The organism is Micromonospora sp. NPDC048907, from assembly GCF_055586885.1.
In genome coordinates this window covers 107,309-128,981 of record NZ_JBVJHI010000002.1, presented here as the reverse complement: position 1 = coordinate 128,981, position 21,673 = coordinate 107,309, and the positions used below count along the sequence as shown (strand labels likewise).

General features: G+C 74.0%; 17 protein-coding genes. 11 read left to right on the top strand and 6 right to left on the bottom strand.

Features of this window, described 5'->3' with window-relative positions:
• Positions 1–88: 88 nt before the first annotated feature.
• The 9 genes from ACZ6PY_RS05735 to ACZ6PY_RS05695 all read left to right on the top strand — a co-directional run bounded on the left by ACZ6PY_RS05735 (position 89) and on the right by ACZ6PY_RS05695 (position 8,903).
• Positions 89–1,051 carry a MurR/RpiR family transcriptional regulator gene (locus tag ACZ6PY_RS05735; protein WP_262286018.1) on the top strand — a complete coding sequence of 321 codons (963 nt, stop codon included), beginning with the start codon at positions 89–91 and terminating at the stop codon, positions 1,049–1,051.
• Positions 1,048–1,797 (top strand): sugar isomerase domain-containing protein, encoded by a 750-nt coding sequence (locus ACZ6PY_RS05730; protein ID WP_466069615.1) that lies wholly within the window; start codon positions 1,048–1,050, stop codon positions 1,795–1,797. Before ACZ6PY_RS05735 ends, ACZ6PY_RS05730 begins: the two co-directional genes overlap by 4 nt.
• A gap of 25 nt (positions 1,798–1,822) precedes the next feature.
• Entirely contained in the window at positions 1,823–3,238 is a 1,416-nt protein-coding gene (gene ngcE / locus ACZ6PY_RS05725) for an N-acetylglucosamine/diacetylchitobiose ABC transporter substrate-binding protein (RefSeq protein WP_466069613.1), read from the top strand.
• A 22-nt stretch (positions 3,239–3,260) separates the two neighbouring features.
• A complete protein-coding gene (locus tag ACZ6PY_RS05720) occupies positions 3,261–4,202 on the top strand; it encodes a carbohydrate ABC transporter permease (protein ID WP_262286015.1) in 942 nt (313 codons plus the stop codon).
• Between the two features lie 166 nt (positions 4,203–4,368).
• Entirely contained in the window at positions 4,369–5,169 is an 801-nt protein-coding gene (locus ACZ6PY_RS05715; protein ID WP_466070749.1) for a carbohydrate ABC transporter permease, read from the top strand.
• A gap of 32 nt (positions 5,170–5,201) precedes the next feature.
• Complete coding sequence (locus ACZ6PY_RS05710; protein ID WP_466070747.1) at positions 5,202–6,908, top strand: bifunctional 3'-5' exonuclease/DNA polymerase; 1,707 nt, start codon at positions 5,202–5,204, stop codon at positions 6,906–6,908.
• A gap of 143 nt (positions 6,909–7,051) precedes the next feature.
• Positions 7,052–7,654: a nucleotidyltransferase family protein gene (locus ACZ6PY_RS05705; RefSeq protein WP_313719476.1), complete on the top strand. Its 603-nt coding sequence runs from the start codon at positions 7,052–7,054 to the stop codon at positions 7,652–7,654.
• Positions 7,655–7,702: 48 nt separating this feature from the next.
• The gene (locus ACZ6PY_RS05700; protein WP_466069611.1) at positions 7,703–8,464 is read left to right on the top strand and encodes a hypothetical protein; all 762 of its coding nucleotides are present in this window, start codon (positions 7,703–7,705) and stop codon (positions 8,462–8,464) included.
• Between the two features lie 94 nt (positions 8,465–8,558).
• Positions 8,559–8,903: a TfoX/Sxy family protein gene (locus ACZ6PY_RS05695; protein WP_466069609.1), complete on the top strand. Its 345-nt coding sequence runs from the start codon at positions 8,559–8,561 to the stop codon at positions 8,901–8,903.
• A 53-nt stretch (positions 8,904–8,956) separates the two neighbouring features.
• Here the strand turns inward: ACZ6PY_RS05695 and ACZ6PY_RS05690 are convergent, their stop codons facing one another.
• A complete protein-coding gene (locus tag ACZ6PY_RS05690; RefSeq protein ID WP_466069607.1) occupies positions 8,957–10,006 on the bottom strand; it encodes a LacI family DNA-binding transcriptional regulator in 1,050 nt (349 codons plus the stop codon).
• 37 nt (positions 10,007–10,043) lie between these two features.
• Between ACZ6PY_RS05690 and ACZ6PY_RS05685 the strand changes: the two genes are divergently transcribed.
• Positions 10,044–11,297: an MFS transporter gene (locus ACZ6PY_RS05685; RefSeq protein WP_466069605.1), complete on the top strand. Its 1,254-nt coding sequence runs from the start codon at positions 10,044–10,046 to the stop codon at positions 11,295–11,297.
• Between the two features lie 17 nt (positions 11,298–11,314).
• Here the strand turns inward: ACZ6PY_RS05685 and ACZ6PY_RS05680 are convergent, their stop codons facing one another.
• The 5 genes from ACZ6PY_RS05680 to ACZ6PY_RS05660 all read right to left on the bottom strand — a co-directional run bounded on the left by ACZ6PY_RS05680 (position 11,315) and on the right by ACZ6PY_RS05660 (position 18,907).
• Entirely contained in the window at positions 11,315–12,247 is a 933-nt protein-coding gene (locus ACZ6PY_RS05680; protein ID WP_466069604.1) for an amidohydrolase family protein, read from the bottom strand.
• Positions 12,244–13,053, bottom strand: a complete 810-nt coding sequence (locus ACZ6PY_RS05675; RefSeq protein WP_466069602.1) for a metal-dependent hydrolase — start codon at positions 13,051–13,053, stop codon at positions 12,244–12,246. Before ACZ6PY_RS05675 ends, ACZ6PY_RS05680 begins: the two co-directional genes overlap by 4 nt.
• A gap of 199 nt (positions 13,054–13,252) precedes the next feature.
• A complete protein-coding gene (locus ACZ6PY_RS05670) occupies positions 13,253–15,430 on the bottom strand; it encodes a serine/threonine-protein kinase (RefSeq protein ID WP_466069600.1) in 2,178 nt (725 codons plus the stop codon).
• Positions 15,431–15,506: 76 nt separating this feature from the next.
• The gene (locus ACZ6PY_RS05665) at positions 15,507–16,832 is read right to left on the bottom strand and encodes a glycosyltransferase family 4 protein (protein ID WP_466069598.1); all 1,326 of its coding nucleotides are present in this window, start codon (positions 16,830–16,832) and stop codon (positions 15,507–15,509) included.
• Positions 16,833–16,963: 131 nt separating this feature from the next.
• Positions 16,964–18,907 carry an amylo-alpha-1,6-glucosidase gene (locus tag ACZ6PY_RS05660; protein WP_466069596.1) on the bottom strand — a complete coding sequence of 648 codons (1,944 nt, stop codon included), beginning with the start codon at positions 18,905–18,907 and terminating at the stop codon, positions 16,964–16,966.
• A gap of 42 nt (positions 18,908–18,949) precedes the next feature.
• Here ACZ6PY_RS05660 and ACZ6PY_RS05655 point away from each other — a divergent pair, with 42 nt between their 5' ends.
• Complete coding sequence (locus ACZ6PY_RS05655; protein WP_466069594.1) at positions 18,950–21,652, top strand: MGH1-like glycoside hydrolase domain-containing protein; 2,703 nt, start codon at positions 18,950–18,952, stop codon at positions 21,650–21,652.
• The last annotated feature ends 21 nt before the right edge of the window (positions 21,653–21,673 follow it).

Genomic DNA, 21,673 nt, shown 5'->3' with positions numbered 1-21,673 from the left:
AAAACTTCGCCCACGCCCTTGACACGGAGGGGCCTTCAGTAAGAACTTTTACCACTAACAGTTAACACTCTTTTCCGAAAGGCGTCCCATGGTTGATCACGAGGTGGACACCCCCGCGGGGACCGCGGTGGTCGACGCCGACGCGGTCGACCGGCGGGGTGCGGTGGCCGTCTCCTCCGACGGCGTGCTGGCCCGGGTCCGGGCCGGGGCGGGGGAGCTGACGGGGGCGTTGCGCCGGGTCGCCGAGCACGTGCTCAGCGACCCGGAGGCAGCGGCCCGCGCCACCATCGTGGAGTTGGCCGAGCGCAGCGGCACCTCGCCGGCCACGATCACCCGGTTCTGCCGGGCCATGGGCTTCGAGGGTTACGCCGACCTGCGGCTCGGCATCGCCGCCGAGACCGGCCGGGCCCGCTCGGCGGGGTGGACGGTCGACATCGGCCGGGAGATCCAGCCCAGCGACCCGCTGTCCCGGGTGCTCGATCAGATCATGGCCGCCGACACCCGGGCCATGCACGACACCGCCGCGCTGCTCGACCTCGGCGAGGTGGAGCGGGCGGCCGTGGCCATCGCCGGGGCCAGCCGGGTGAACATCTTCGGCGCCAGCGGCAGCGCCCTGGTCGGCGAGGAGATGCAGTTCAGCCTGCACCGCATCGGGGTGGCCGCCTGGGCCTGGAGCGACGTGCACGAGGGGCTGGCGAGCGCCGCGCTGCTCGGCGTGGGCGACGTCGCGCTCGGCATCTCGCACACCGGGCAGACCCGGGAGACCATCGAGATGCTCGCCGAGGCGGGCAGCCGGGGGGCGACCACTGTCGCGCTGACCGGCTTCCCCCGCTCGCCGCTTGCCGAGCTGGCCGACATCGTGCTGGTCACCGCCAGCCAGGCCACCACCTTCCGGCCCGACGCGCTCTCCGCGCGGCACCCCCAGCTCGTCGTGCTCGACCTGCTCTACATCGCGGTGGCGCAGCGCACCCACGACCGCGCCCACGCGGCCTTCCGGCGTACCGCCCAGGCCGTCGACGGGCACAAGGCCGAGAAGGGGGCCACCTCATGATCAGTGCCCAGCGGTACGCGGACGCCGTCCGCCCGGTGCTCGACCGGCTCGTCGACACCCAGGCGGAGGCGGTCGACCGGGCGGCCGACGTGATCGCCGGCGGCCTGCGTGCCGGCGGGGTGCTCCAGGCGTTCGGCGCCGGTCACTCCGAGGCGTTCGCCGCCGAACTGGTGGCCCGGGCCGGCGGCCTGGTCCCGACCAACCGACTCTCCCTGCACGACCTCGTGCTGCACGGCGACGCGCCCCGCGACGTGCTCGCCGACCCCAAGCTGGAACGCGACCCGGCCGTGGCGCACCAGCTCTACGCCCTGGCGGCGCCGCAGCCGGAGGACGTGTTCGTGGTCGCCTCCCAGTCCGGCATCAACGGCTCGGTGGTCGAGCTGGCGACGCTGGTCCGGGAGCACGGCCACCCCCTGATCGCGGTCACCTCGGTCGAGCACACCGCACGGGTCGCCCCGCGGCACCCGTCCGGCCAACGGCTCGCCGACCTCGCCGACGTCGTGCTGGACAACGGCGCGCCGTACGGTGACGCACTGCTGCCGCTCGAGGGCGGCGGCGCGGTCTGTGCGGTCTCGTCGGTCACCGCGGCGCTGCTGGCGCAGCTGCTGACCGCCGAGGTCGTACGACGGTTCCACCAGGCCGGGGAGGTACCCCCTATCTACCTCTCCGCCAACGTCCCCGGTGGGGACGAGCACAACCTCGCCCTCGAGTCGCGGTACGCCGGGCGCCTCCGGCGGACCGCCTGACCCGACACCACAAGGAGAGACAAAGATGTCGGTTTCCCCCGAGAACCTCGGTGACCTCAGTCGTCGGACCCTGCTCCAGCGGGCCGCCGCGGCCGGCCTCCTCGCCACCCCGGCGATGGGCCTGCTCAGCGCCTGCGCCGGCAGCGAGCCGAGCAAGTCCGACAACGGCGGCGGCGGGGCCAAGAGCAAGGACAACCCGTTCGGTGTGAAGGACGGCAGCGCCGTCAAGGTGGTCATCTTCAACGGCGGCCTGGGCGACCAGTGGGCCAAGGAAGACAAGGTCATCTTCAGCGCCAAGCACCCGAACGTCACGGTCAACATGTCTTCGACGCAGAAGATCAAGACCGAAGAGCAGCCGAAGATGGCGACGCAGCCGAGTGACCTGGTCATGAACTCGGGCGCCGACATGATGGACCGCAGCACGCTGATCAACGAGGGCGCCATCGAGCCGCTCGACGACCTGCTCACCGCGCCCGCGTGGGACAGCGAGGGCACGGTCGCGGACTCGCTGCTGCCGGGCACGGTCGGCGACGGCACCCAGAACGGCAAGTTCTACGTCGTGAACGTGGCGTACACGGTGTGGGGCAACTGGTACAACGCGGCGCTGTTCAAGAAGGAGGGTTGGCAGGCGCCGACCACCTGGGACGAGTTCTTCGCGCTGGCCCCGAAGATCAAGGCCAAGGGCATGGCTCCGTACGTGCACGACGCGCTCCACGGCTACTACCCGCGCTGGGGCCTCATGGCGAGCATCTGGAAGGCCTGCGGCAAGCAGGTCATCGTCGACATCGACAACCTGAAGGAGAACGCCTGGAAGGCCGACGGCGTGGTCAAGGCGCTGGAGCCGTGGGAGAAGCTGGTCAAGGACAAGCTGCTCCTCCCGGGCAAGCTCGACCACACCCAGTCGCAGCAGGCCTGGCTCGACGGCAAGGCGGCGTTCATCCAGGTCGGCACCTGGCTGAAGAACGAGATGGCGGCGACCATCCCGCCGGGCTTCGAGCTGACCCTGTCGGACTACTGGCACAACGCCGACGACAAGGCGCCGAAGGACGTGTTCGCCGCGTCCGGTGAGGGCTTCGTCGTGCCGAGCAAGGCCCCCAACAAGGAGGCCGCGAAGGAGTTCCTGCGGGCGATCCTGTCGAAGGCGGGTTCGGCCAAGTTCGCCGAGCTGACCAAGTCGCTGGCCTCCACCAAGGGCTCCGGCGACAACGTGCAGGACACGGCGCTCTCCAGCGCCAACAGCCTGATGAAGAACGGCGGCACCGAGCTCATCTCCGTCAAGTTCCAGGACTTCTACGCCGACCTGGACAAGGAGAGCCAGAACCTCTCCGAGGAGCTGATGGCCGGCCGGCTCACCGCGCAGCAGTTCGTCGACAAGATGCAGGCGGCCGCCGACAAGGTCGCCAAGGACTCGTCGATCAAGAAGCAGACCCGCACCGCCTGATCCGACGGAGAGAGTGAGTCCTATGCGGCACGGAGTCGCGCGTTTCGTCACGGGCTTCCTGGCCCTGCCCGTCGCGCTGTACCTGTTCTACGTGGTGTGGCCGTTCGTGCAGGCGGCGGGATATTCGCTGACCGACTGGGGTGGGTACTCGGACTCCCAGCGCTTCGTCGGGCTGGACAACTACGTCCGGCTGTTCTCCGACGAGCTGATCCGGAAGGCGTTCTGGCACAACGTTTTCTTCCTGGTCACCGTGCCGCTGTTCACCATCGCGCTGGCCCTGTTCCTCGCGTTCCTGCTCAACGTGGGCGGACGCGAGGACAGGGCCGGCATCCGCGGGGTGTTCGGCTCCGCCCTCTACAAGGTCATCTTCTTCTTCCCGCAGGTGCTGTCGCTGGTGGTCATCGCCGTCATGTGGCAGCAGATCTACCGGACCGACAGCCAGGGCCTGATCAACGGCCTGCTCATCAAGATCGGGCTGGTCGACGCCGACAACCCGATCGCCTTCACCGCCGACCCGGAGCCGTTCCTGGGCATCCCCGCGGTGCTGTGGTGGCTGCTGCTCATCGCGGTGTGGAGCGGCGCCGGCTTCTACATGGTGCTCTTCTCCGCGGCCATGCAGTCGATCCCGAAGGACATCTACGAGGCCGCGATCCTGGACGGGGCGGGCCGGTTCCACACGTTCTTCCGGGTCACCCTGCCGCTGCTGCGGGACACCATCTCGGTGGCCTGGGTCTACCTGGGCTTCATCGCCCTGGACATGTACGCGCTGGTCTTCGTCATGACGCCGAGCCAGGGCGGCCCGAACCACGCGAGCGAGATCTTCGCTTCGGTGATCCAGTTCAACGCGTTCCAGAAGGGCCAGTTCGGCTACGCCTGCGCGATCGCCGTGGCGCTGGCCATCTTCACCATCCTGCTGGCCGCCGTCCAGCTGAGGATCACCCGTCGTGAGCGGATCGAGTTCTGAGGAGGCCTGGACGATGAGCACGGTGACCCACACCTCCGACCAGAGGCGACCCGGCGCGGCGCCGCCGGCCGGCCCGCCGGCGGACCGCCGGGAGCGAGCCGCGGGCGGCATCGGCGGCCGGATATTCAACGGCTTCTCACACCTGTTCCTGGTGGTGTGGGCCGTGATGGTGATCTACCCGCTGCTGTGGGTGGTGATGTCCGCGCTGAAGACCGACTCGGAGGTGATCCGCGAGCCGCTGTCGCTGATCCCCGAGTCGCTGCAGTGGGACAACTTCGCCCGGGCCTGGTCGGCCGGGATCGACAGCTTCTTCCTGAACACGCTGCTCGTGCTCGTCTTCAGCGTGACCCTGACGATGCTGCTGGGCTCGATGGCGGCGTACGCGCTGGCCCGTTACGAGTTCCGGGGCAACCGGCTCATCTACTGGATGTTCCTGTCGGGGCTGACCCTGCCGATCTACCTCGCCGCGGTGCCGCTGTTCAAGGGCGTCTACAACATGAACGTGGTGTTCCCGCTGCTGGGCCCGAACAAGCACCTCACGCTGATCCTGGTCTACGTGGCCTGGTCGCTGTCGTTCACGGTCTTCTTCATGCACTCGTTCTTCCGGACGCTGCCCGATTCGATCGCCGAGGCGGCCATGGTCGACGGCGCCACGCACACCCGGACGTTCTTCAGCGTGATGCTGCCGATGGCCAAGCCCGGCCTGATCAGCATCGGCATCTTCAACGTGCTCGGCCAGTGGAACCAGTGGTACCTGCCGACCCTGCTCATGCAGTCGGTGTCCGGCGAGCCGAAGCACCAGGTGATCGCCCAGGGGCTGATCGAGCTGTCGGTCAACCAGGGCTACAAGTCCGACTGGTCCGGCCTCTTCGCCGGGGTCACCATGGCCATGCTGCCGGTCCTGATCGTGTACGTCGTGTTCCAGCGCCAGGTGCAGTCCGGCCTGACCGCCGGCGTCAGCAAGTAGCTCGGCGACCCGCTGCCCGGTCCCTCCGCCGCCTGTCGGAGGGGCCGGGCAGAATCGCGTCCGTGCCGGTGGCGGTGGTGGCGGACGAGCGGGGCGGCGGCGTGCTGCAACCGCTCGACGACGCTGGGCGCCCGACCGGCCCCGCCGAGCCGGTGGCCGACCTGGCCGCCGCGGTGGCCGCCCGGGAGGCCGCCGACCGGCCCCGCTGGGTCTGGGCCACCGGCGCGACGCTCTACCCGGCGCTGCTGCGCGCCGGCGTCCGGCTGGACCGGTGCCACGACGTCGAGCTGACCGAGGCGTTGCTGCTCGGCCACGCCGGCCGCTGGGGCGAGCCGCGGTCGCTCGCCGCGGCCTGGGCCCGGCTCACCGGGGCGCCGGTCCCGCCGGATCCGGCGCCCCGCCCGCCCGAGCCGCCCGGCCACGGCCAGGGCGCGCTCTTCGACGCGCCGTCCGGCCCGCCCGGTCCGGGCATCGCGGCGTTGACCAGGGTGTACGCCGACCAGCTCGACCGGGTCGCGCGGACCGGGCACCCCGGCCGGTTCCGGCTGCTGGTGGCCGCCGAGTCGGCGGGCGCGCTGATCGCCGCCGAGATGGGTGTCGCCGGCCTGCCCTGGCGCGCCGACGTGCACGACGCGATCCTGGCCGACCTGCTCGGCGAGGCGTCCCCGGTCGGCGGGCCACCCCGCCGGCTGGCCGAGCTGGCGGCGCGGATCGCCGAGGCGTTCGGCGTCCGCCAGCTGCACGCCGACTCCCCGGCCGAGTTGCTGAAGGCGTTCGCGCGGGCCGGCGTGGAGCTGCCCAACACCCGGGCCTGGTCGCTGCGCGGGGTGGAGCACCCGGCGGTGCCGCTGGTCCTCGAATACAAGGAGCTCTACCGGATCTGGACGGCGCACGGCTGGGCCTGGCGCGACGCCTGGGTCGCCGGCGGCCGCTTCCACCCGGAGTACGTGCCCGGCGGCGTGGTCTCCGGCCGCTGGGCCACGCGGGGCGGCGGGGCGTTGCAGATCCCGAAGGTGATCCGGCGTGCCGTGGTGGCCGACCCGGGCTGGACGTTCGTGGTGGCCGACGCCGGCCAGCTCGAACCGCGGGTGCTCGCCGCGGTCTCCGGCGACGAGCGGCTGGCCGCCGCGGGCGGCGCCGGTGACCTCTACGCGGCGCTCGCCCGGGACGCGTTCGCCGGCGACCGGGCCCGGGCCAAGGTGGCCCTGCTCGGCGCCATGTACGGGCAGACCGGCGGTGCCGCGCTGCCCGCCCTGGCGGTGCTGAAGAAGAACTACCCGACCGCGTTCGGCCACGTGGAGGCGGCGGCCCGCACCGGTGAGGCGGGCGGGCTGGTCCGGTCGTGGTTGGGGCGCACCTGCCCCCCGCCGGGGTCGGTCGGGTTCGTTGACGGCGACGAGGCGGTGGTCGACGCCGGGGCGGATCCGCAGAGCCCACGGGCCCGGGCGGCCCGCTCGCGGGGGCGGTTCACCCGCAACTTCGTCATCCAGGCCACCGCCGCCGAGTGGGCGTCCACGCTGCTGGCCACGCTCCGCACCGAGCTGGCCGGCACCCGGGCCGAGCTGGTCTTCTTTCAGCACGACGAGGTGATCGTGCACTGCCCGGCCGAGACGGCCGAGGCGGTGGTCGCGGCGGTGAGCGAGGCCGGTGCGCGGGCCACCCGGCTGCTCTTCGGCGAGACCCCGGTCCGCTTCCCGCTCGACCTCTCCGTCGTGGACTGCTACGCGGACGCGGCATAGTCACGCAATTTTCCGATTTGCCCCGCTACCCGGCCCCCGGCGTGCTCGTTGGGCCCGGTGTGCGTACGACGGGACGGACCGGGCGCTGCTGCCTCCGGTCCGTCCCCCAGGTCGAGGGGGCACCGCTGAACCGGATCGCAGGAATGATCATCGCCGCTGGTGGGGGCCGCCGGATCGGCGGACCCGAGGCGCTGCTGCACCAGGGGGAGAAGCCTCTGGTCAGCCGAATGATCGACACGCTGGCCGAGGCGGGCTGCGTGGAGGTCGTCGTCGTGCTGGGCGCGGCGGCGGACCAGGTGCGGCAGACCACAGACCTGGCCGCGGCCACCGTGGTGGTCAACCGGGCCTGGGGGACCGGGGTCGGCTCCTCGATCCGGGCCGGGCTGGCCGCGCTGACCGACGAGACCATCGAGGCCGTCGTCGTGGTGCCCGTGGACATGCCCGGGCTCACGGCCGCGGCGGTCCGCCGGGTCGCCGCCCTGCCGTACCCGGACGTGCTGGTCTGCGCCACCTACGACGGGCTGCGCGGCTATCCCATGCTGTTCGGCCGCCGGCACTGGTCCGGCATCGCCACCCTGGCCAGCGCCGACGTGGGCGCCCGGCCGTACCTGCTGGCGCACAAGGACCAGATCGTCGACATCGCCTGTGACTCGGTGGCCGACGGCAGCCGGATCGACAGCCCGGAACTGATGGCCCTCTACGGCCTCAACATCCCGGAACAGCGGGTCGCGTCGGAAGTGGGCTGAGTACCCGTACGGATGTGCCACGCGGGTGGCGCGACCAGACTCGGGGCCATGCGTCGACTCGCCACCGCCCTGCTGTGCCTGGCCGCGCTCATCGGCTGCGCCCGGCCGGGCCAGCTGCCCACGTCCGACGGCGGCCCCGCCCCCGACACCGGCTGGACCACCTACCAGGCTGACGTCACCGCCGTCCGGGTCGGTGCCGACCCGCGCTCGCTCGCGCTGACCGTGGCGCTCCTCGCCGACGCCGACGGGTGCTCCCGGAATCCGCGGATCACCTACCTGACCGAGGAGAACAACCGCATCTACGCCAACGTGGTGCAGGACTCGCGCCTGTCGGGGGTGGTCGGTGCCTGCCCCACGCACACGCCGGGCGAGGTGACGTTGACGACGCCGGGGCCGATCGCCGACCGGATCGTCGTGCTGAACCAGGAGCCGTGGAAGCGCGACGGCGCGGAGTACCGCCGCTGCGACGCGACCTTCGGCTGCGATCCGATGCCGACGGACCACTGTGACCCGGCCTGGATCAGCGTCGTGGTCCGGGGGATGGACGTGTCCCGGCACTCCGTCGGCTCGCCGGAACGCTGCGACGGCAGGTGGCTGGTCATGACGGTGCCGTTCGATCCGGTGCCGTGCGGCGCCGAGGCGCGGCCGGGCTGCGACGCCTCGGTCAGCGTGCGCCGCTACTTCCTGCGCTGGGCCGGGCCGCGCGGCTGGGCCACGATCGCCGGCTCGACGGAGGCCGGCTGCGGACGTGTCCGTACGGTCGAGCCGGCCTTCCCGCCGAAGCTCTGCGCCGACCTGCCCCGGCCGTGACCGGCCGGGGCAGGTCGGTGCACCGGTGGCGCTTCGCCCCGATCTGTCCGTCCGGGTGGTCCACCCAGGCGCCGCCGGGTGCCAGGATGCGGGAATGCCGTATGACGAGGACCTCGCGAACCGGGTACGGGAACTGCTCGGGCGGGAGCCCGGGCTCGCCGAGAAGCGCATGTTCGGCGGCCTGGCGATGCTGGTGAAGGGCAACATGGCGGTGGTCGTCCGCGGTGCCGGCGGCCTCATGGTCCGCGTCGACCCGGCGGAGTCCGAACGGCTGGAGGCGGAGCCCGGCGCACAGGCGACGGTGATGCGGGGGCGGCCGATGCGGGGCTGGATCACGGTCGACCCCTCGGCCTGCGCGGGCGACGCCGAGCTGGCCCGGTGGGTCGACCGCGGCGTCCGCTTCGTGGGGACGCTGCCGGCGAAGGAGGGCCGCGCCTAGGGCCGGCCGCCGGACGGCCGCTCGGGACCGAGCCGGTCGGTGAGCACGCGTCGTCAGCGGCGGGTGCTGTCCCGGCGGACGACGGACCACGAGGCCCGCCGGGGGTCCGGTTCCCGCCCGAGCGCCACCTGCGCGCACGCCGCGCCCTGCTCGCGCAGCGACTGGGCGACAGTCGTCAGCCGCAGTTGTGCCGCGACCGCGGCGTCATCCCACCCGGTCACCGCCACCTCGTCCGGGACGACCCGACCGGCCGCGTGGGCCGCCCGGATCACGCCGGCCGCCTGCTGGTCGCTCATCGCCGCGATCGCGTCGGGCGGCTCGGGGGAGGCCAGCAGGCTCGCGGCGATCCGCTCGGCCTCGGCCGCGTCGTTGCGGGCGCACACCCCGACGACGACGTCGCCCCAGGCGATGCCGGCGTCCTCGGCCGCCTGCCGGTAGCCTTCCAGTCGCTCACGGGTCACCGGAAACAGGACGTCGCGTATGCCGTCACCACCGGTGATCGTGCTGACCCGCTCCCTGGACAGCGGGAAGCTCACCACCGCCGGACGCCTCGCGCCCGCGAACGCGACAGCGCCCACCGCACGCGCGGCCGCGCGGTTGTCGATGCTCACCAGTCCCAACCCGCGCACCGCGGGTCCACCGTGGACCACCGCGGGGCGCTTCGTCGCGCGGACGGCCGCCAGGATCGGATCGTCGTCGGCGGTGGTCCAGACGATGAAGCCGTCGACGGCGGCGTCTGTGATGCGGGGAAGATCGTCGGCGGCGCCCGTGACCGGCAGGATGGTCATGCCGTAACCGCGGTCCGCGCAGACGTCGGCGATACCCGCCAGGAAGGACGCCGCCTCCGGATCCTCGAACGCGTAACTCAGGTGCTCGCCCATCACCACACCGAGCGTGCGGGTGCTGCCGCGGCGCAGTGACCGGGCGCTCGGGTCGGGTCCGGCGTATCCGAGCGCGTCCGCCGCGGCGAGCACCTTGGACCGGGCCCGCTGCGACACCCGCTCCGGTCGGTTGTACGTGTAGGAGGCGGTCATGACCGACACGCCGGCCAGTTCGGCCACCTGCGCGAGGGTCACCCGCTTCGAGCCGCCGGGCGCTTCCACGATGCCACCCTAACCGGCCACGTGTATCGTTACACACATGACGTGGACCCCGGCCGCCCCGCCTCGACGTCTCACCGTCTCGGCGTACGTGGCGTTCGCCGCCTTCGGCTCGTTCTGGGGGGTCTGGGGTGCCTCGGTGCCGCGGGTCCAGCAGCAGGCCGGCATCGGCGCGGGCCAGCTCGGCTTCGCGCTGCTGTTCGTGGGCGCCGGAGCCCTCCCGGCCATGCTGCTGGCGGGCAGGGCACTCGACCGATGGGGCCTGCGGGTCGCGGCCGTGCTCATCGGCGCCCTGGGCGGTGTCGGTGCCGGATTGGCCCTGACCGCGGTGAACCTGACGAGTCTGTGCGCCGGGCTGGCCCTCGTCGGCGCCACCAGCGGAGCGGCCGACGTGTCGATGAACGCGGTCGCCGGTCGGGCCGAGAAGACCGCGGGCCGGCCCGTCATCACCCGCGCCCACGGCGTCTTCTCCAGCCTGGTGGTCCTCGCCAGCCTGGCCACCGGCCTGGCGTCCGGCGCGTCGCTGCCGCTCGGGCTCCCGTTCCTCGCCGTCGCCGCGCTCGCGCTGGCGGCCGGCGCCGCCCTGTTCGCCACGCTGCCCGCCGGGGCCACCGCCGGCGCCCGCGATGCCGTCGGGGCGCCGGAAGCCGCCCCGAGCGGTCGGTGGAGGGTGCTGCCGTTCCTGCTCATCGGGGTGCTGGGCGCGCTCGCGTTCGCCAGCGAGAACGCGCACCAGAGTTGGAGCGCGGTCTTCGCCCACGACGAACTCGGGGCAGGTGTGGGGCTGAGCGCCGTCGCACCCGCCCTCTTCGCCGGCACGGTCGCGATCACGCGGTTCGCCGCCGGCGGCCTCAAGGCCGCCCACGCTCCCGTCGTCCTCCTCGTCGGCGCCTCGGCCGCCGCGGCCGGCACCGCGCTCGTCGCCGCCGCGCCCACCCTGGTCGTCGCCGGGCTGGGGCTGGCGTCAGCCGCCGCCGGGACCGCGGTGCTGTTCCCGACCCTCATCGGGCTCGTGTCGCGCCACGTCGACGAGTCCCACCGGGGCCGCGCGACGGCCGTCGTCACGACCGTGTCCTACCTCGGGTACCTCGTCGGTCCCGGGTACGTCGGCCTGTGGGCCGACGCGGTGGGACTGCGCGGCGCCATGGCCGCCGTCGCGGGCCTCGCGGCCGGGCTGTTCCTCCTGACACCGGCGGTACTGCGCCTCAGCGGCATGGGCCGACCCGAGCGGCCCCGTGCGGTGATCGACGCCGAGCGGGCGGCGGCCCGGCAGCCGTCGGCGCGGGGGGCGTGACCGCCGCCGTCGAGGGGTCAGGCCAGCTCGAACAGGGTGGCCGCGTTGCCCCAGCAGACCGCCCGCAGCCAGTCGTCGCCCAGGTCGAGCCGGGCCAGCGCGTCGAGCTGCTCCGCGTACGGGTAGGGGATGTTCGGGAAGTCGCTGCCGAGCAGCACCTTGCCCGCCAGCCCCAGCTCGCGCAGCCGCGGCAGCTCCGCCGCCGGGAACGGCACGAACCGGTCGAAGAACGAGGTGAACGCCATCGTCGTGTCCAGCCGCACGTGCCGGTACCGCTCGGCCAGGGCCAGGAAGGCCGGGTAGTCGGGCGCGCCCAGGTGGGCCACCACCGCGGGCAGCCCGGGGTGCCGGGCCAGCAGCGCGGCGAACGACGCCGGACCGGTGTGCGCCGTGCCGACCGGGGCGTGCCCGGCGTGCACCACCACCGGCACGCCGGCCTCGGCCAGCAGCCCCCACACGGCGTCCAGCGCCGGGTCGGTCGGCGCGAAGCCGCCCACCTGGACGTGCACCTTGAACACCCGGGCGCCGGCCGCGAGGGCGTCCGCCACGTAGCGCGCGGCCGCCGGCTCCGGGAAGAAGGTCGCCGAGGGCAGGCAGCCCGGGGTGCGCGCCGCGAAGTCCAGCGTCCAGGTGTTCAGCGCCTCGGCCATGCCGGGCCGGTGCGGGTACGCCAGCGCGCTGAACATTCGCACGCCGAGCCGGCGCAGGTGCGCCACCCGCGCCTCGTCGTCCCACCGGTACCGGATCGGCCACTCGGTGCCGACCAGCGGCCCGGCCGCGTCGAAGTACGCCCACACCTTGCGCAGCATCCGGGGCGGCAGGAAGTGGGTGTGCACGTCGGCAAGCCCGGGCAGCCCGAGCCGCCGCCAGAACTCCGGCACCGCCGCGTCCTCGACCGGCGGCCGGGTGTGGCGCGCCGGCCCCGCGCCGGCGTCGTCCGGATGCGTCATACCTCGATGTTGAAGCGGTGCAGCACCGAGGGCGCGACCAGCCCCACCGCGGCCAGCACGGCGAGCACGGTCAGCGCCGCGCGCAGCACGATGGTCTCGGCCTTGCTCCCGGTGCGCAGCGCGATGCCGTTGGGCAGCCCGACCATCGTCCACATCCGCCGCCTGATCGGGATGGGCCAGAGGATCGGCACCCCCGCCTTGGTGATCATGTCACCGAGGATGTGGACGAAGCAGCCCACCCCCACCGCGGTGCCGATCAGCGGATAGCCACGGTCGCCGGGCAGGTTGGCGAAGGTGAACCAGGCCGCGGCCGCCGACAGCAGGGTGACGACCACCCAGCCGGCCCGCTCGGCCCACTCGTCGAAGAGCCCGCGCAGCGCCAGACCGATCATGAAGAAGAGGATGCTGACCACCGCCCACTTGCCGTACGCGGCGCAGAGCGCGGTGGTGCCCCAGCCGACCAGCAGGGTGAACGGGATGGTGTGGGTCAGCGTCCGGTGCCCGTTGTTGCGGCGCGGGTCCCTGCTCAGCTTGGTCGCGTAGTAGACGCCCAGCGAGATCTTCTCCATCACCTCGGCGATGAAGAGGCTGAACACGCCGAAGGTCCGGGCCACCGTGGCGCCACCCTGGTTGCGGGTCACCTTCCCGGACAGGTCGAGGTCGGGGAAGAGCGCCCCGCCCGCGCAGACCGCGGTGCCGACCGCCAGTGCGAGCGGCGTCTGGTGGTAGTCGGCGAACTGGTCCAGCGCCCAGGAGCCGGTCAGCCACACCGCCGCGCCGGACAGCGCGTGGGACGGTCCCATCATCTCGGCTCGCCCTCCCCAGAGATCTTGATCGACAAAACTACGCCACTGTAGTTAGCCGTCGGGTCGCGGGGCATCACCCGGACGGTCCACTGGGGAGAGGGTCCCGGGACGGCCGGCGGGCGCCGCCGGATCACCAGGAAGTATCTCGTTCCGGCCGCGCGGGGCCGGGACATCTGTCGGTGATGAGACGCCGGGGTTGTCAGCCGGCCGCGTGGGTGGAGCGGCCCGGCCGGAAGCTGTCCCGGATCAGCGCCAGCTGGGTGGCCGCGGCGGGCCAGTCGGCGTCGGACGTGGCCCAGCCCAGCGTCCACTCCCCGGAGTCACCGGGCAGCACCCGCAGCGCGTGCATCCGCTCCCCGTACGGGGCGGTCCACCGGCACTCCCACTCCGCGCCGCCGCCCACGGCGGTCAGCCGCACCTGCTGGTAGCCGGGCAGCCGGCCGTCGCTGGTCAGCTCGCGTTCGGCCGCCCGCAACTGGTCCACCGGGTCGCCGCCGGCCGGATAGGGCTCGACCCCGAGGATCCGGCGGGTCGTGGGGTCCTGGAAGCAGGTGGTGCTGCCGGAGCGCAGGTGCAGCCATCCCGCCGGCACCGCGAGCCGGAAGCCGGCGGAGTCGGCGTACCAGATCCAGCCGGCCGGGAGGGTGCGCGTCGCGTCGGCGGGCGGCGAGCCGGCCCGCACCGGGCTGCCCGCGGCGTCGGGCCGGATGCACGGGAACGGCGGCGGGGGAACGCCGGGCGGCGGCGGGCCGGGAGGGTGCTTCCACGGATCGCCCGGCGCCTCGCCGCGCGGGTCGCCGTCGCCGGTCCGCGGCCCGCCGTGGTCGTCGGTGACCGCGAGCGCGGTGCCGATCCCCGCCGCCACGGCGAGCACCACGGCGGCCGCCGCGAGCGCCCCGCGTCGCATCGCCGCCCGGCGCCGCCGGCTCGGACACTCCGCGCTGCCGCCCGGGGCCGGTGCGCCGTCCACCGTGCCGGCGGGCGTGCCGCCCGTCGCGCCGGTGGGACCGGACGTGCCGGCCGCGCCGCCGGGGGTGGCGGGCGTGCCGGTCGTCCCGTCGGTGGCGCCGGTCGCCCCGCTGGTGGGGCGGGGTGCGCCTGCCCACCCGGTGGTCGCGGCGGGGGTGCCGGCCGCCCCGCCGGTGTGCGCCGGCTCGCCGGGCGCGCCCGTGCCGGGCCGTGCGGGGCTGTCCGGGGACCCGGGACGGCGCGCGGCCGGCGGCAGCCTGTCGTCGCCGCCCGGTCCGGCCGGCGCGGCCCACTCGCTCCGGCGTGCGGCCCGGCTCCACTCGCGGGCGGCGGCGGCCGGCGGCATCACGTCCGGGTAGCCGCGCTCCGGCGGTGGCACGGCGGTCGCGCCGCCGCTGTCCCAGCCCGGCCCGCCGGCCGCGCCCGCCGGGCCACCGCCGGCCCGGCCCGGCCCGCCGGCCGTGCGTGACGTGCCGTCGCCGGCCCGGCCCGGCCCGGTGGCCGTGCGTGACGTGCCGTCGCCGTCCGGGCCCGGTCCGGTGGCGGGTGGTGCGGGCGCGGCGCCGGTGACCGGCCAGCCGGGCACGTCGACGGTCGGCGCGGTGGCGGCGGCCAGCAGGCGGGCCGCCTCGTCGTGGCCGAGCCGGTGCCGCGGGTCGCGGCGCAGCAGACCGACCAGCACCGGCGCCAGCGGGCCGGCGTGCGGCGCCGGGTCCGGTGGCTGGCTGGCCAGCGCGGCCAGCGTGGCCATGGCGGTGCTGCGGGCGTACGGGGAGCGGCCCTCCACAGCCGCGTGCAGGGTGGCGCCCAGCGACCAGAGGTCGGCCTCGACGCTGGACACCCCCTCGGCCGCCCGCTCCGGGGCCACGTACTGGGGTGAGCCGAGGACCAGGCCGGGACGGGTCATCATCCCGTCGCCGCCGTCGAAGACGGCCAGCCCGAAGTCGGTGAGCAGCACCCGACCGTCGCGGGCCAGCAGCACGTTGGCGGGCTTAACGTCCCGGTGCAGCACGCCCGCCTCGTGCGCGGCGCGCAGCGCGGCCAGCACCGCCAGCCCGATGCCGGCGGCCCGGCGCGGGTCCACCGGCCCGTCCGAGTCGATGATCTCCTGCAGCGACCGGGACGGGACGTACTCCATCACCAGCCACGGGTCGCCGTCGACCCGGACCACGTCGTAGACCCGGACCACGTTGGGGTGGCTGAGCCGGGCGGTCGCGCGCGCCTCGCGGAGGGTGCGGCCGCGCACCTCGTCGCGTTCGTGCGCGGCGAGCCAGCCCGGCGGCACCACCTGCTTCACCGCCACCTCGCGGTGCAGCATCTCGTCCCGGGCCCGCCAGACCCGACCCATCCCGCCGCGGCCGACCAGGTCGAGCAGGCGGTACCGGCCGGCGATCATTACCTGCTGCACCGCACTCCTCACCGCTGGTCGATGTCCACAATAGCCAACGGATCGGACAACACCTATCCCCTGCGGGGCGGCGCGCTCAGCTCGCCGCGCCGGCCAGCAGATTCCCCTCCGGAATGGCGATGGCGGGGCGACCACCGGCCAGCAGCGCCGACGCCCGGCGGGCCTGGAACGCGCCGTGTTCCCGGCGGGCGGAGGCGTAACTGCCGGCGGTCCGGGCGGCGATGGCGGACCAGGCGTAGCGTTCGGCGACCACGGTGCGGGCCCGGCGGGCCACCCGGCGGGCGAAGACCTCGTCGCCGAGCAGCCGGTCGACCGCGCCGGCCAGCGCGTCCGGGTCGCCGTGCGGGAAGGTCACCCCGGTCACCCCGGGCTCGACGATCTCGGCCAGGCCGCCGGTCTCCGCCACCGCGAGGGGCGCGCCCGCGGCGGCCGCCTCCAGGGCGATCATGCCGAACGGCTCGTAGAGGCTGGGGACCACCGTCGCGTCGGTGGCCGCCAGGACGGCCGGGAGCTGGGTGGCGTCCAGGAAACCGGCGAACCGGACCGTCTCGGCGAGGTGCAGCCGGTGCGCCTGGTCGACCAGCTCGTCCCGGTACGGGCCGTCGCCGGCGATCACCACCCGCAGGCCGGGGTGCCGGTCCCGCAGGTACGGCACGGCGTGCACCAGGTGCTGCACGCCCTTCTCGTACACCAGCCGGCCGGCGTACCCGACCAGCGGGCCGTCGGCGGCGAACCGGGCGCGGGCGGCGGACACAGCCCGGGGGCGGGCGTGCCAGGCCCGGTCGTCCACCCCGTTGGGGACCACGTCGATCCGCCCGCCCGGGACGTCGAACAGCCACCCCACCTGGTCGCGCATGTAGCCGGAGCAGGCGATCACCCGGGTGGAGGCGTTGCTCAGCCAGTGCTCGACGCCGTGGATGGTGCGGTTCATCTCCTCGGGCAGCCAGCCCTGGTGCCGGCCGGCCTCGGTGGCGTGGATGGTGGTGACCAGCGGCAGGTCCAGGTGCTCGGCCAGCGTGACGGCGGTGTGCGCGACCAGCCAGTCGTGGGCGTGGACGACGTCGTAGTCGCCGGACTCGGCGGCGCGCAGCGCCACCCGGGTGAGGGTGTGGTTGAAGGCCATGGTCCAGGCCAGCAGCGAACCGGTGGCCAGCGGGAACCGGACCGGGTCCTCGGCGGCCCGCAGGACGCGCACGCCGTCGGCGTACTCCTCCAGGGGAACGCCCTCGGCGTGCCGGGTGACGACGGTGACCTCGTGGCCGGCGGCGGCCAGGGCGACGGAGAGCGCGTGCACGTGGCGGCCGAGGCCACCGACGAGCACGGGTGGGTACTCCCAGGAGAGGATCAGCACCCGCTGGCGCCGGGCGGGCTGGATGTCGATCACGTCGGCGTCAGCGGACATGCGGCCCCCTTTGAGTTGTGGTCCCCGCACCCGCCCGAGCGCACCGCGTCGGGCGCGTCGTGGGGTCGCAGCCCATCCTGCCCAGCGCTCGATAACCAGCGGCGACGCGCCGGTTGCCGGTCTGTAACGCGTCAGCCGCGAAGGCGCCGGACGCGCAGCAGCTCGGCCACCGACCACGCCTGGAACGGGCAGCCCGTGGCGGCGTGCGGGGCCAGCCCGTCGGCGGTCTCGCTCACCGAGCCCAGGCCGTACTCGGTCAGGTGCCCCTCCAGCCCCACCAGCAGGTCGTCGACGGGCAGGCCGGCCCGGCGGTACGCGTCGACGAACGGCCCGACCAGCCAGGGCCAGACCGTGCCCTGGTGGTAGCCGGAGTCCCGCTCGGCCGGGCCGCCCCGGTGCCGGCCCACGAAGCCGGGGGAGTCGGGCGAGAGGCTGCGCGGCCCGAGCGGGGTGAACAGCCCCTCGGTGACCCGGCGCAGGGTGGCCTCGTCCGGTTCGAGGGGCGCGTTCGGCAGCGACCAGGCGAGCAGCTGGTTGGGGCGGAGCAGGTCGTCGTCGTGGTGCGGCGCCCCGCCGAGCGGGTACGCGGGCGCCGGCGCGTCGACCACGTCGTGCAGCCAGCCGGCCGGCGTGGGGAAGCGTTCCCGGAACGCGGCGGCCGCCCGGGCGTGGTGCGCCCGGAGCGGGCCGGCGTCCCGGCCGGTCAGCTCGGCCAGCTCGGCGAGGCCGGCCAGCCCGTTCACCCAGAGCGCGTTGACCTCCACCGGCTTACCGGTGCGCGGGGTGACCGGCACCCCGTAGACGCGGGCGTCCATCCAGGTGAGCGCGACGTCCGGCGGCCCGCCCTGGGTGAGCAGCCCGTCGGCCGGGTCGACGCCGATGCCGTAGCGGGTGCCCGCCACGTGCGCGGCCACCACGCCCTCCAGCGCGGGCAGCAGCTCCACGGCGAGGTCGGTGTCGCCGGTGACGGTGACGTGCCGGTGCACCGCGTGCAGGAACCACAGCGTCGCGTCGACGGTGTTGTGCTCCACCCGCCCGGTGTCGGCGGTGTTGGCGAGCATCCCCTCCGACAGCGTGGCCGCGTACGACCGCAGCAGCTCCCGACCCTCGTCGCTGCGGTTGGTGCGGAGGAAGAGCCCCTCGTAGGAGGTCATCGTGTCCCGCGACCAGGCCCCGAACCAGGGATAGCCGGCCACCACGTCCGGGCCGGTGGCGGTGTGCACCACGAAGGCGTCGGCGGCCAGCGCGAGGGTCGCGTCGACGTCGTCGTCCGGCTTCGCCGCGGCCACCACGGCACGGTGGCGCCGCCGGGCCGCCTCGACCAGCGCGGTGGCCGGCGGGGGCTCCTCGGCCAGGTCGTCCGCCCAGGCCAGCACGGACACCTCGGCGCCCGGCTCGTCGAGGGCGCCGGAGAACCGGCCCGCGTACCAGAGGTCCTCGTCGGGGTGCAGCCCGCGCGCCGCCTCCTCCCGGTGGCGTACGCCGAGCCACCACTGCCCCTCGGGGGTCCAGCCCGGCCCGGCCAGCCGGTACGCGCCCTCCACCACGGCGCCGCCGGCCACCTCCTCCAGCCGCGGGGTCGGGCCGTCGGCCCGCCGCTCGCCGTGCGCGTCGCGCCAGGTGCACGCCGCCGCCAGGTCCAGCCGGACCGGGCCGCCGGACACCAGCCGGTGGACCACCGCCACGCAGGACCGGCCGTACGCCATGGCGATCTCCCGCTCGATCACCGCGTCGCCGACCCGCCAGCGCCAGCGGGGCACCCCGTCGGTGAGGTCGAAGCGTTCCAGCAGCTCGAAGCCGCGCGGGTCGACCACACCCGAGGCCCACTCGTGCGCGCCGAGCCGCACCTGCCGCCCGGACGGCAGGGTCACCGCCGGGTCGAGACTGACCAGGCCGACCCTGCGGGCGGCCGGCGTCTCCCCGGCCACCACGAGCAGCCCGTGGTAGCGCCGGGTGCGCAGCCCGGCGACCGTGCCCATGGCGTAGCCGCCCCGCCCGTCGGTGACCAGCCACTCCCGCGTCGACGAGGCGGACAGCTCCCCGCAGACCTGCGGACCGAAGCGAATCTCGATCAACTTTCCTCCACCACCGGCGGGGTGTCACCCGCCACGACGACAATGGCCCCTGTGGTCAAGTACCCCGGCGGCGTCGAAGATGTGCAGGTGATCACCGACCGTCCGAACTCCGCGACCCCCGACCCCGAGCGGCACCGGCTCGCCCAGGCCGACGCCGGGGAGCAGGACTGGCGCGCATGGGGTCCCTATCTGTCCGAGCGGGCGTGGGGGACGGTACGGGAGGACTACAGCGAACACGGCACGGCCTGGGACTACTTCCCCCACGATCACGCGCGGTCCCGAGCCTACCGGTGGAACGAGGACGGCATGGCGGGCGTCTGCGACGACCGGCAGACGTTCTGCTTCGCCCTCGCCCTGTGGAACGGGCGGGACCCGATCCTCAAGGAGCGGATGTTCGGCCTCGGCGGCGACGGCGGCAACCACGGCGAGGACGTGAAGGAGTACTGGTGGTACGAGGACTCCACGCCCACCCACTCGTGGATGCGCTGGCGCTACCACTACCCGCAGGCCGCCTTCCCCTACGACGAGCTGGTCGCCGTCAACGCGCTGCGCGGCCGGGACGACACGGAATACGAGCTGGTCGACACGGGGATCTTCGACGACGACCGGTACTGGGCGGTCACCGTCGACTACGCCAAGGCGTCCCCGACCGACCTGTGCGTGCTGATCACGGTGGCCAACCGGGGGGACACCGACGAGACCCTGCACGTGCTGCCCACCCTCTGGTTCCGCAACACCTGGGCCTGGGGGCTGCCCGGCGGCGACCGGGTGCCGAAGCTGACCGGTGCGGGCTCCCGGCTGGTGGGGGAGCACTGGGTGCTCGGCCAGCTCCTGCTGGAGGGCGACGGCGCGCCCACACCGCTGCTCTGTGACAACGACACCAACGCCGAGCGGCTGTGGGGGCTGCCCGGGCGGTCGGCGTACCCGAAGGACGGGATCAACGACCACGTGGTCACCGGCGCGGCCACCGTCAACCCGGACCGGGAGGGCACCAAGGGGGCGCTGCACTACGTGCTGGACGTGCCGGCCGGCGGGCAGCGGCAGATCCGGCTGCGGCTGACCCGCACCGCACCGCCCCCGGCGGGCGACCCGCCGCCCCCGGCCGACCTGGGCGACGGGTTCGACACGGTGCTCTGGGCGCGGCGCGCCGAGGCGAACCGGTTCTTCGACAGCGTCATCCCGGCCGCCGCGACGGCCGACGAGGCGCTGGTCGCCCGGCAGGCCATCGCCGGGCTGATGTGGGGCAAGCAGTTCTACCACTTCGACGTGAAGCGGTGGCTGGAGGGCGATCCGGGCTCCACGCCGCCGCCGGCCGGCCGCCGGCACGGGCGCAACAGCGCCTGGTGGCACATGAACAGCTTCGACGTGATCTCCATGCCGGACCCGTGGGAATACCCCTGGTACGCCGCCTGGGACCTGGCCTTCCACTGCGTCACGATCGCCCGGGTCGACCCGGGCTTCGCCAAGGATCAGCTGCTGCTCCTGCTCCGCGAGTGGTACCTGCACCCGAACGGGCAGATCCCGGCGTACGAGTGGGCGTTCGGCGACGTGAACCCGCCGGTGCACGCCTGGGCGGCGCTCAAGGTGTTCGAGATCGACGGATCCCGCGACCACGAGTTCCTGGCCCGGGTGATGCACAAGCTGCTGCTCAACTTCACCTGGTGGGTCAACCGGAAGGACACCGGCGGCAACAACGTCTTCGAGGGCGGCTTCCTCGGGCTGGACAACGTCGGCCCGTTCGACCGCTCCGCCGCGCTGCCGGTGGCCGGCGTGCTGGAGCAGTCCGACGGCACCGGCTGGATGGCCATGTACGCGCTCAACCTGCTCGACATGGCCGTCGTGCTGGCGGAGCACGACCGCGCGTACGTGGACACCGCGACGAAGTTCTTCGAGCACTTCGCGTACATCGCGGCGGCCGCGTACGACCAGGGGCTCTGGGACGACGAGGACGCGTTCTTCTACGACGTGCTGCGGCAGGCCGACGGCACGAAGGTGCCGCTGAAGGTCCGCTCGGTGGTGGGGCTGCTGCCCCTCGCGGCGGTCACCCGGCTCACCGCGCGCACCCTGCGCCGGCTGCCCGAACTGGGCGCACGGCTGCGCTGGTTCCTCACCAACCGCCCCGAGTACGCCGAGGTGGTCGGCGCCCGCCGGCTCGGCCCGGACGGCCGGCAGCAGCGGCTGCTGTCCATGGTCGGCCCCGACCAGGTGGTGCGCCTGCTCGCCCGGATGCTCGACACCGACGAGTTCCTCTCCGAGTACGGGCTGCGCACGCTCTCCCGCGCCCACCTGGACAAGCCGTTCACGGTCACCCTCGGCGGCCAGGAGTTCAGCGTCGGCTACGAGCCGGCCGAGTCGACGAGCGGCCTGTTCGGCGGCAACTCCAACTGGCGCGGCCCGATCTGGATGCCGACCAACTTCCTGCTGATCAGCGCGCTGCGCGACTACGCCGCCTTCTTCGGCGACGACCTCCAGGTGGAATATCCGACCCGCTCCGGGGTGAAGCGCACCCTCGACGAGATCGCCGACGACCTGTCGGCGCGGCTCATCTCGCTGTTCACCCGCGACGGCTGGGGCCGGCGGCCGATCTACGGCGCGGCCCAGCTCTTCCAGACCCACCCGGACTGGCGGGACCTGATCTGCTTCCCGGAATACTTCCACGGCGACAACGGCGCCGGCCTGGGCGCCTGGCACCAGACCGGGTGGACCGCCCTGGTCGCCGACCTGATCCTCACCCTGCGCCGCTGACCGGGGGCGCGGCGGCGAGCG

What these genes read in the sequence shown, in the direction of transcription:
- ACZ6PY_RS05675 (WP_466069602.1), bottom strand. Translation starts at nt 13,053, where the DNA reads ATGATGGGACCGTCCCACGCGCTGTCCGGCGCGGCGGTGTGGCTGACC.
- ACZ6PY_RS05655 (WP_466069594.1), top strand. Translation starts at nt 18,950, where the DNA reads ATGGCCCCTGTGGTCAAGTACCCCGGCGGCGTCGAAGATGTGCAGGTG.
- ngcE (WP_466069613.1), top strand. Translation starts at nt 1,823, where the DNA reads ATGTCGGTTTCCCCCGAGAACCTCGGTGACCTCAGTCGTCGGACCCTG.
- ACZ6PY_RS05665 (WP_466069598.1), bottom strand. Translation starts at nt 16,832, where the DNA reads ATGTCCGCTGACGCCGACGTGATCGACATCCAGCCCGCCCGGCGCCAG.
- ACZ6PY_RS05700 (WP_466069611.1), top strand. Translation starts at nt 7,703, where the DNA reads ATGCGTCGACTCGCCACCGCCCTGCTGTGCCTGGCCGCGCTCATCGGC.
- ACZ6PY_RS05735 (WP_262286018.1), top strand. Translation starts at nt 89, where the DNA reads ATGGTTGATCACGAGGTGGACACCCCCGCGGGGACCGCGGTGGTCGAC.
- ACZ6PY_RS05715 (WP_466070749.1), top strand. Translation starts at nt 4,369, where the DNA reads ATGGTGATCTACCCGCTGCTGTGGGTGGTGATGTCCGCGCTGAAGACC.
- ACZ6PY_RS05685 (WP_466069605.1), top strand. Translation starts at nt 10,044, where the DNA reads ATGACGTGGACCCCGGCCGCCCCGCCTCGACGTCTCACCGTCTCGGCG.
- ACZ6PY_RS05680 (WP_466069604.1), bottom strand. Translation starts at nt 12,247, where the DNA reads ATGACGCATCCGGACGACGCCGGCGCGGGGCCGGCGCGCCACACCCGG.
- ACZ6PY_RS05730 (WP_466069615.1), top strand. Translation starts at nt 1,048, where the DNA reads ATGATCAGTGCCCAGCGGTACGCGGACGCCGTCCGCCCGGTGCTCGAC.
- ACZ6PY_RS05705 (WP_313719476.1), top strand. Translation starts at nt 7,052, where the DNA reads ATGATCATCGCCGCTGGTGGGGGCCGCCGGATCGGCGGACCCGAGGCG.
- ACZ6PY_RS05695 (WP_466069609.1), top strand. Translation starts at nt 8,559, where the DNA reads ATGCCGTATGACGAGGACCTCGCGAACCGGGTACGGGAACTGCTCGGG.
- ACZ6PY_RS05720 (WP_262286015.1), top strand. Translation starts at nt 3,261, where the DNA reads ATGCGGCACGGAGTCGCGCGTTTCGTCACGGGCTTCCTGGCCCTGCCC.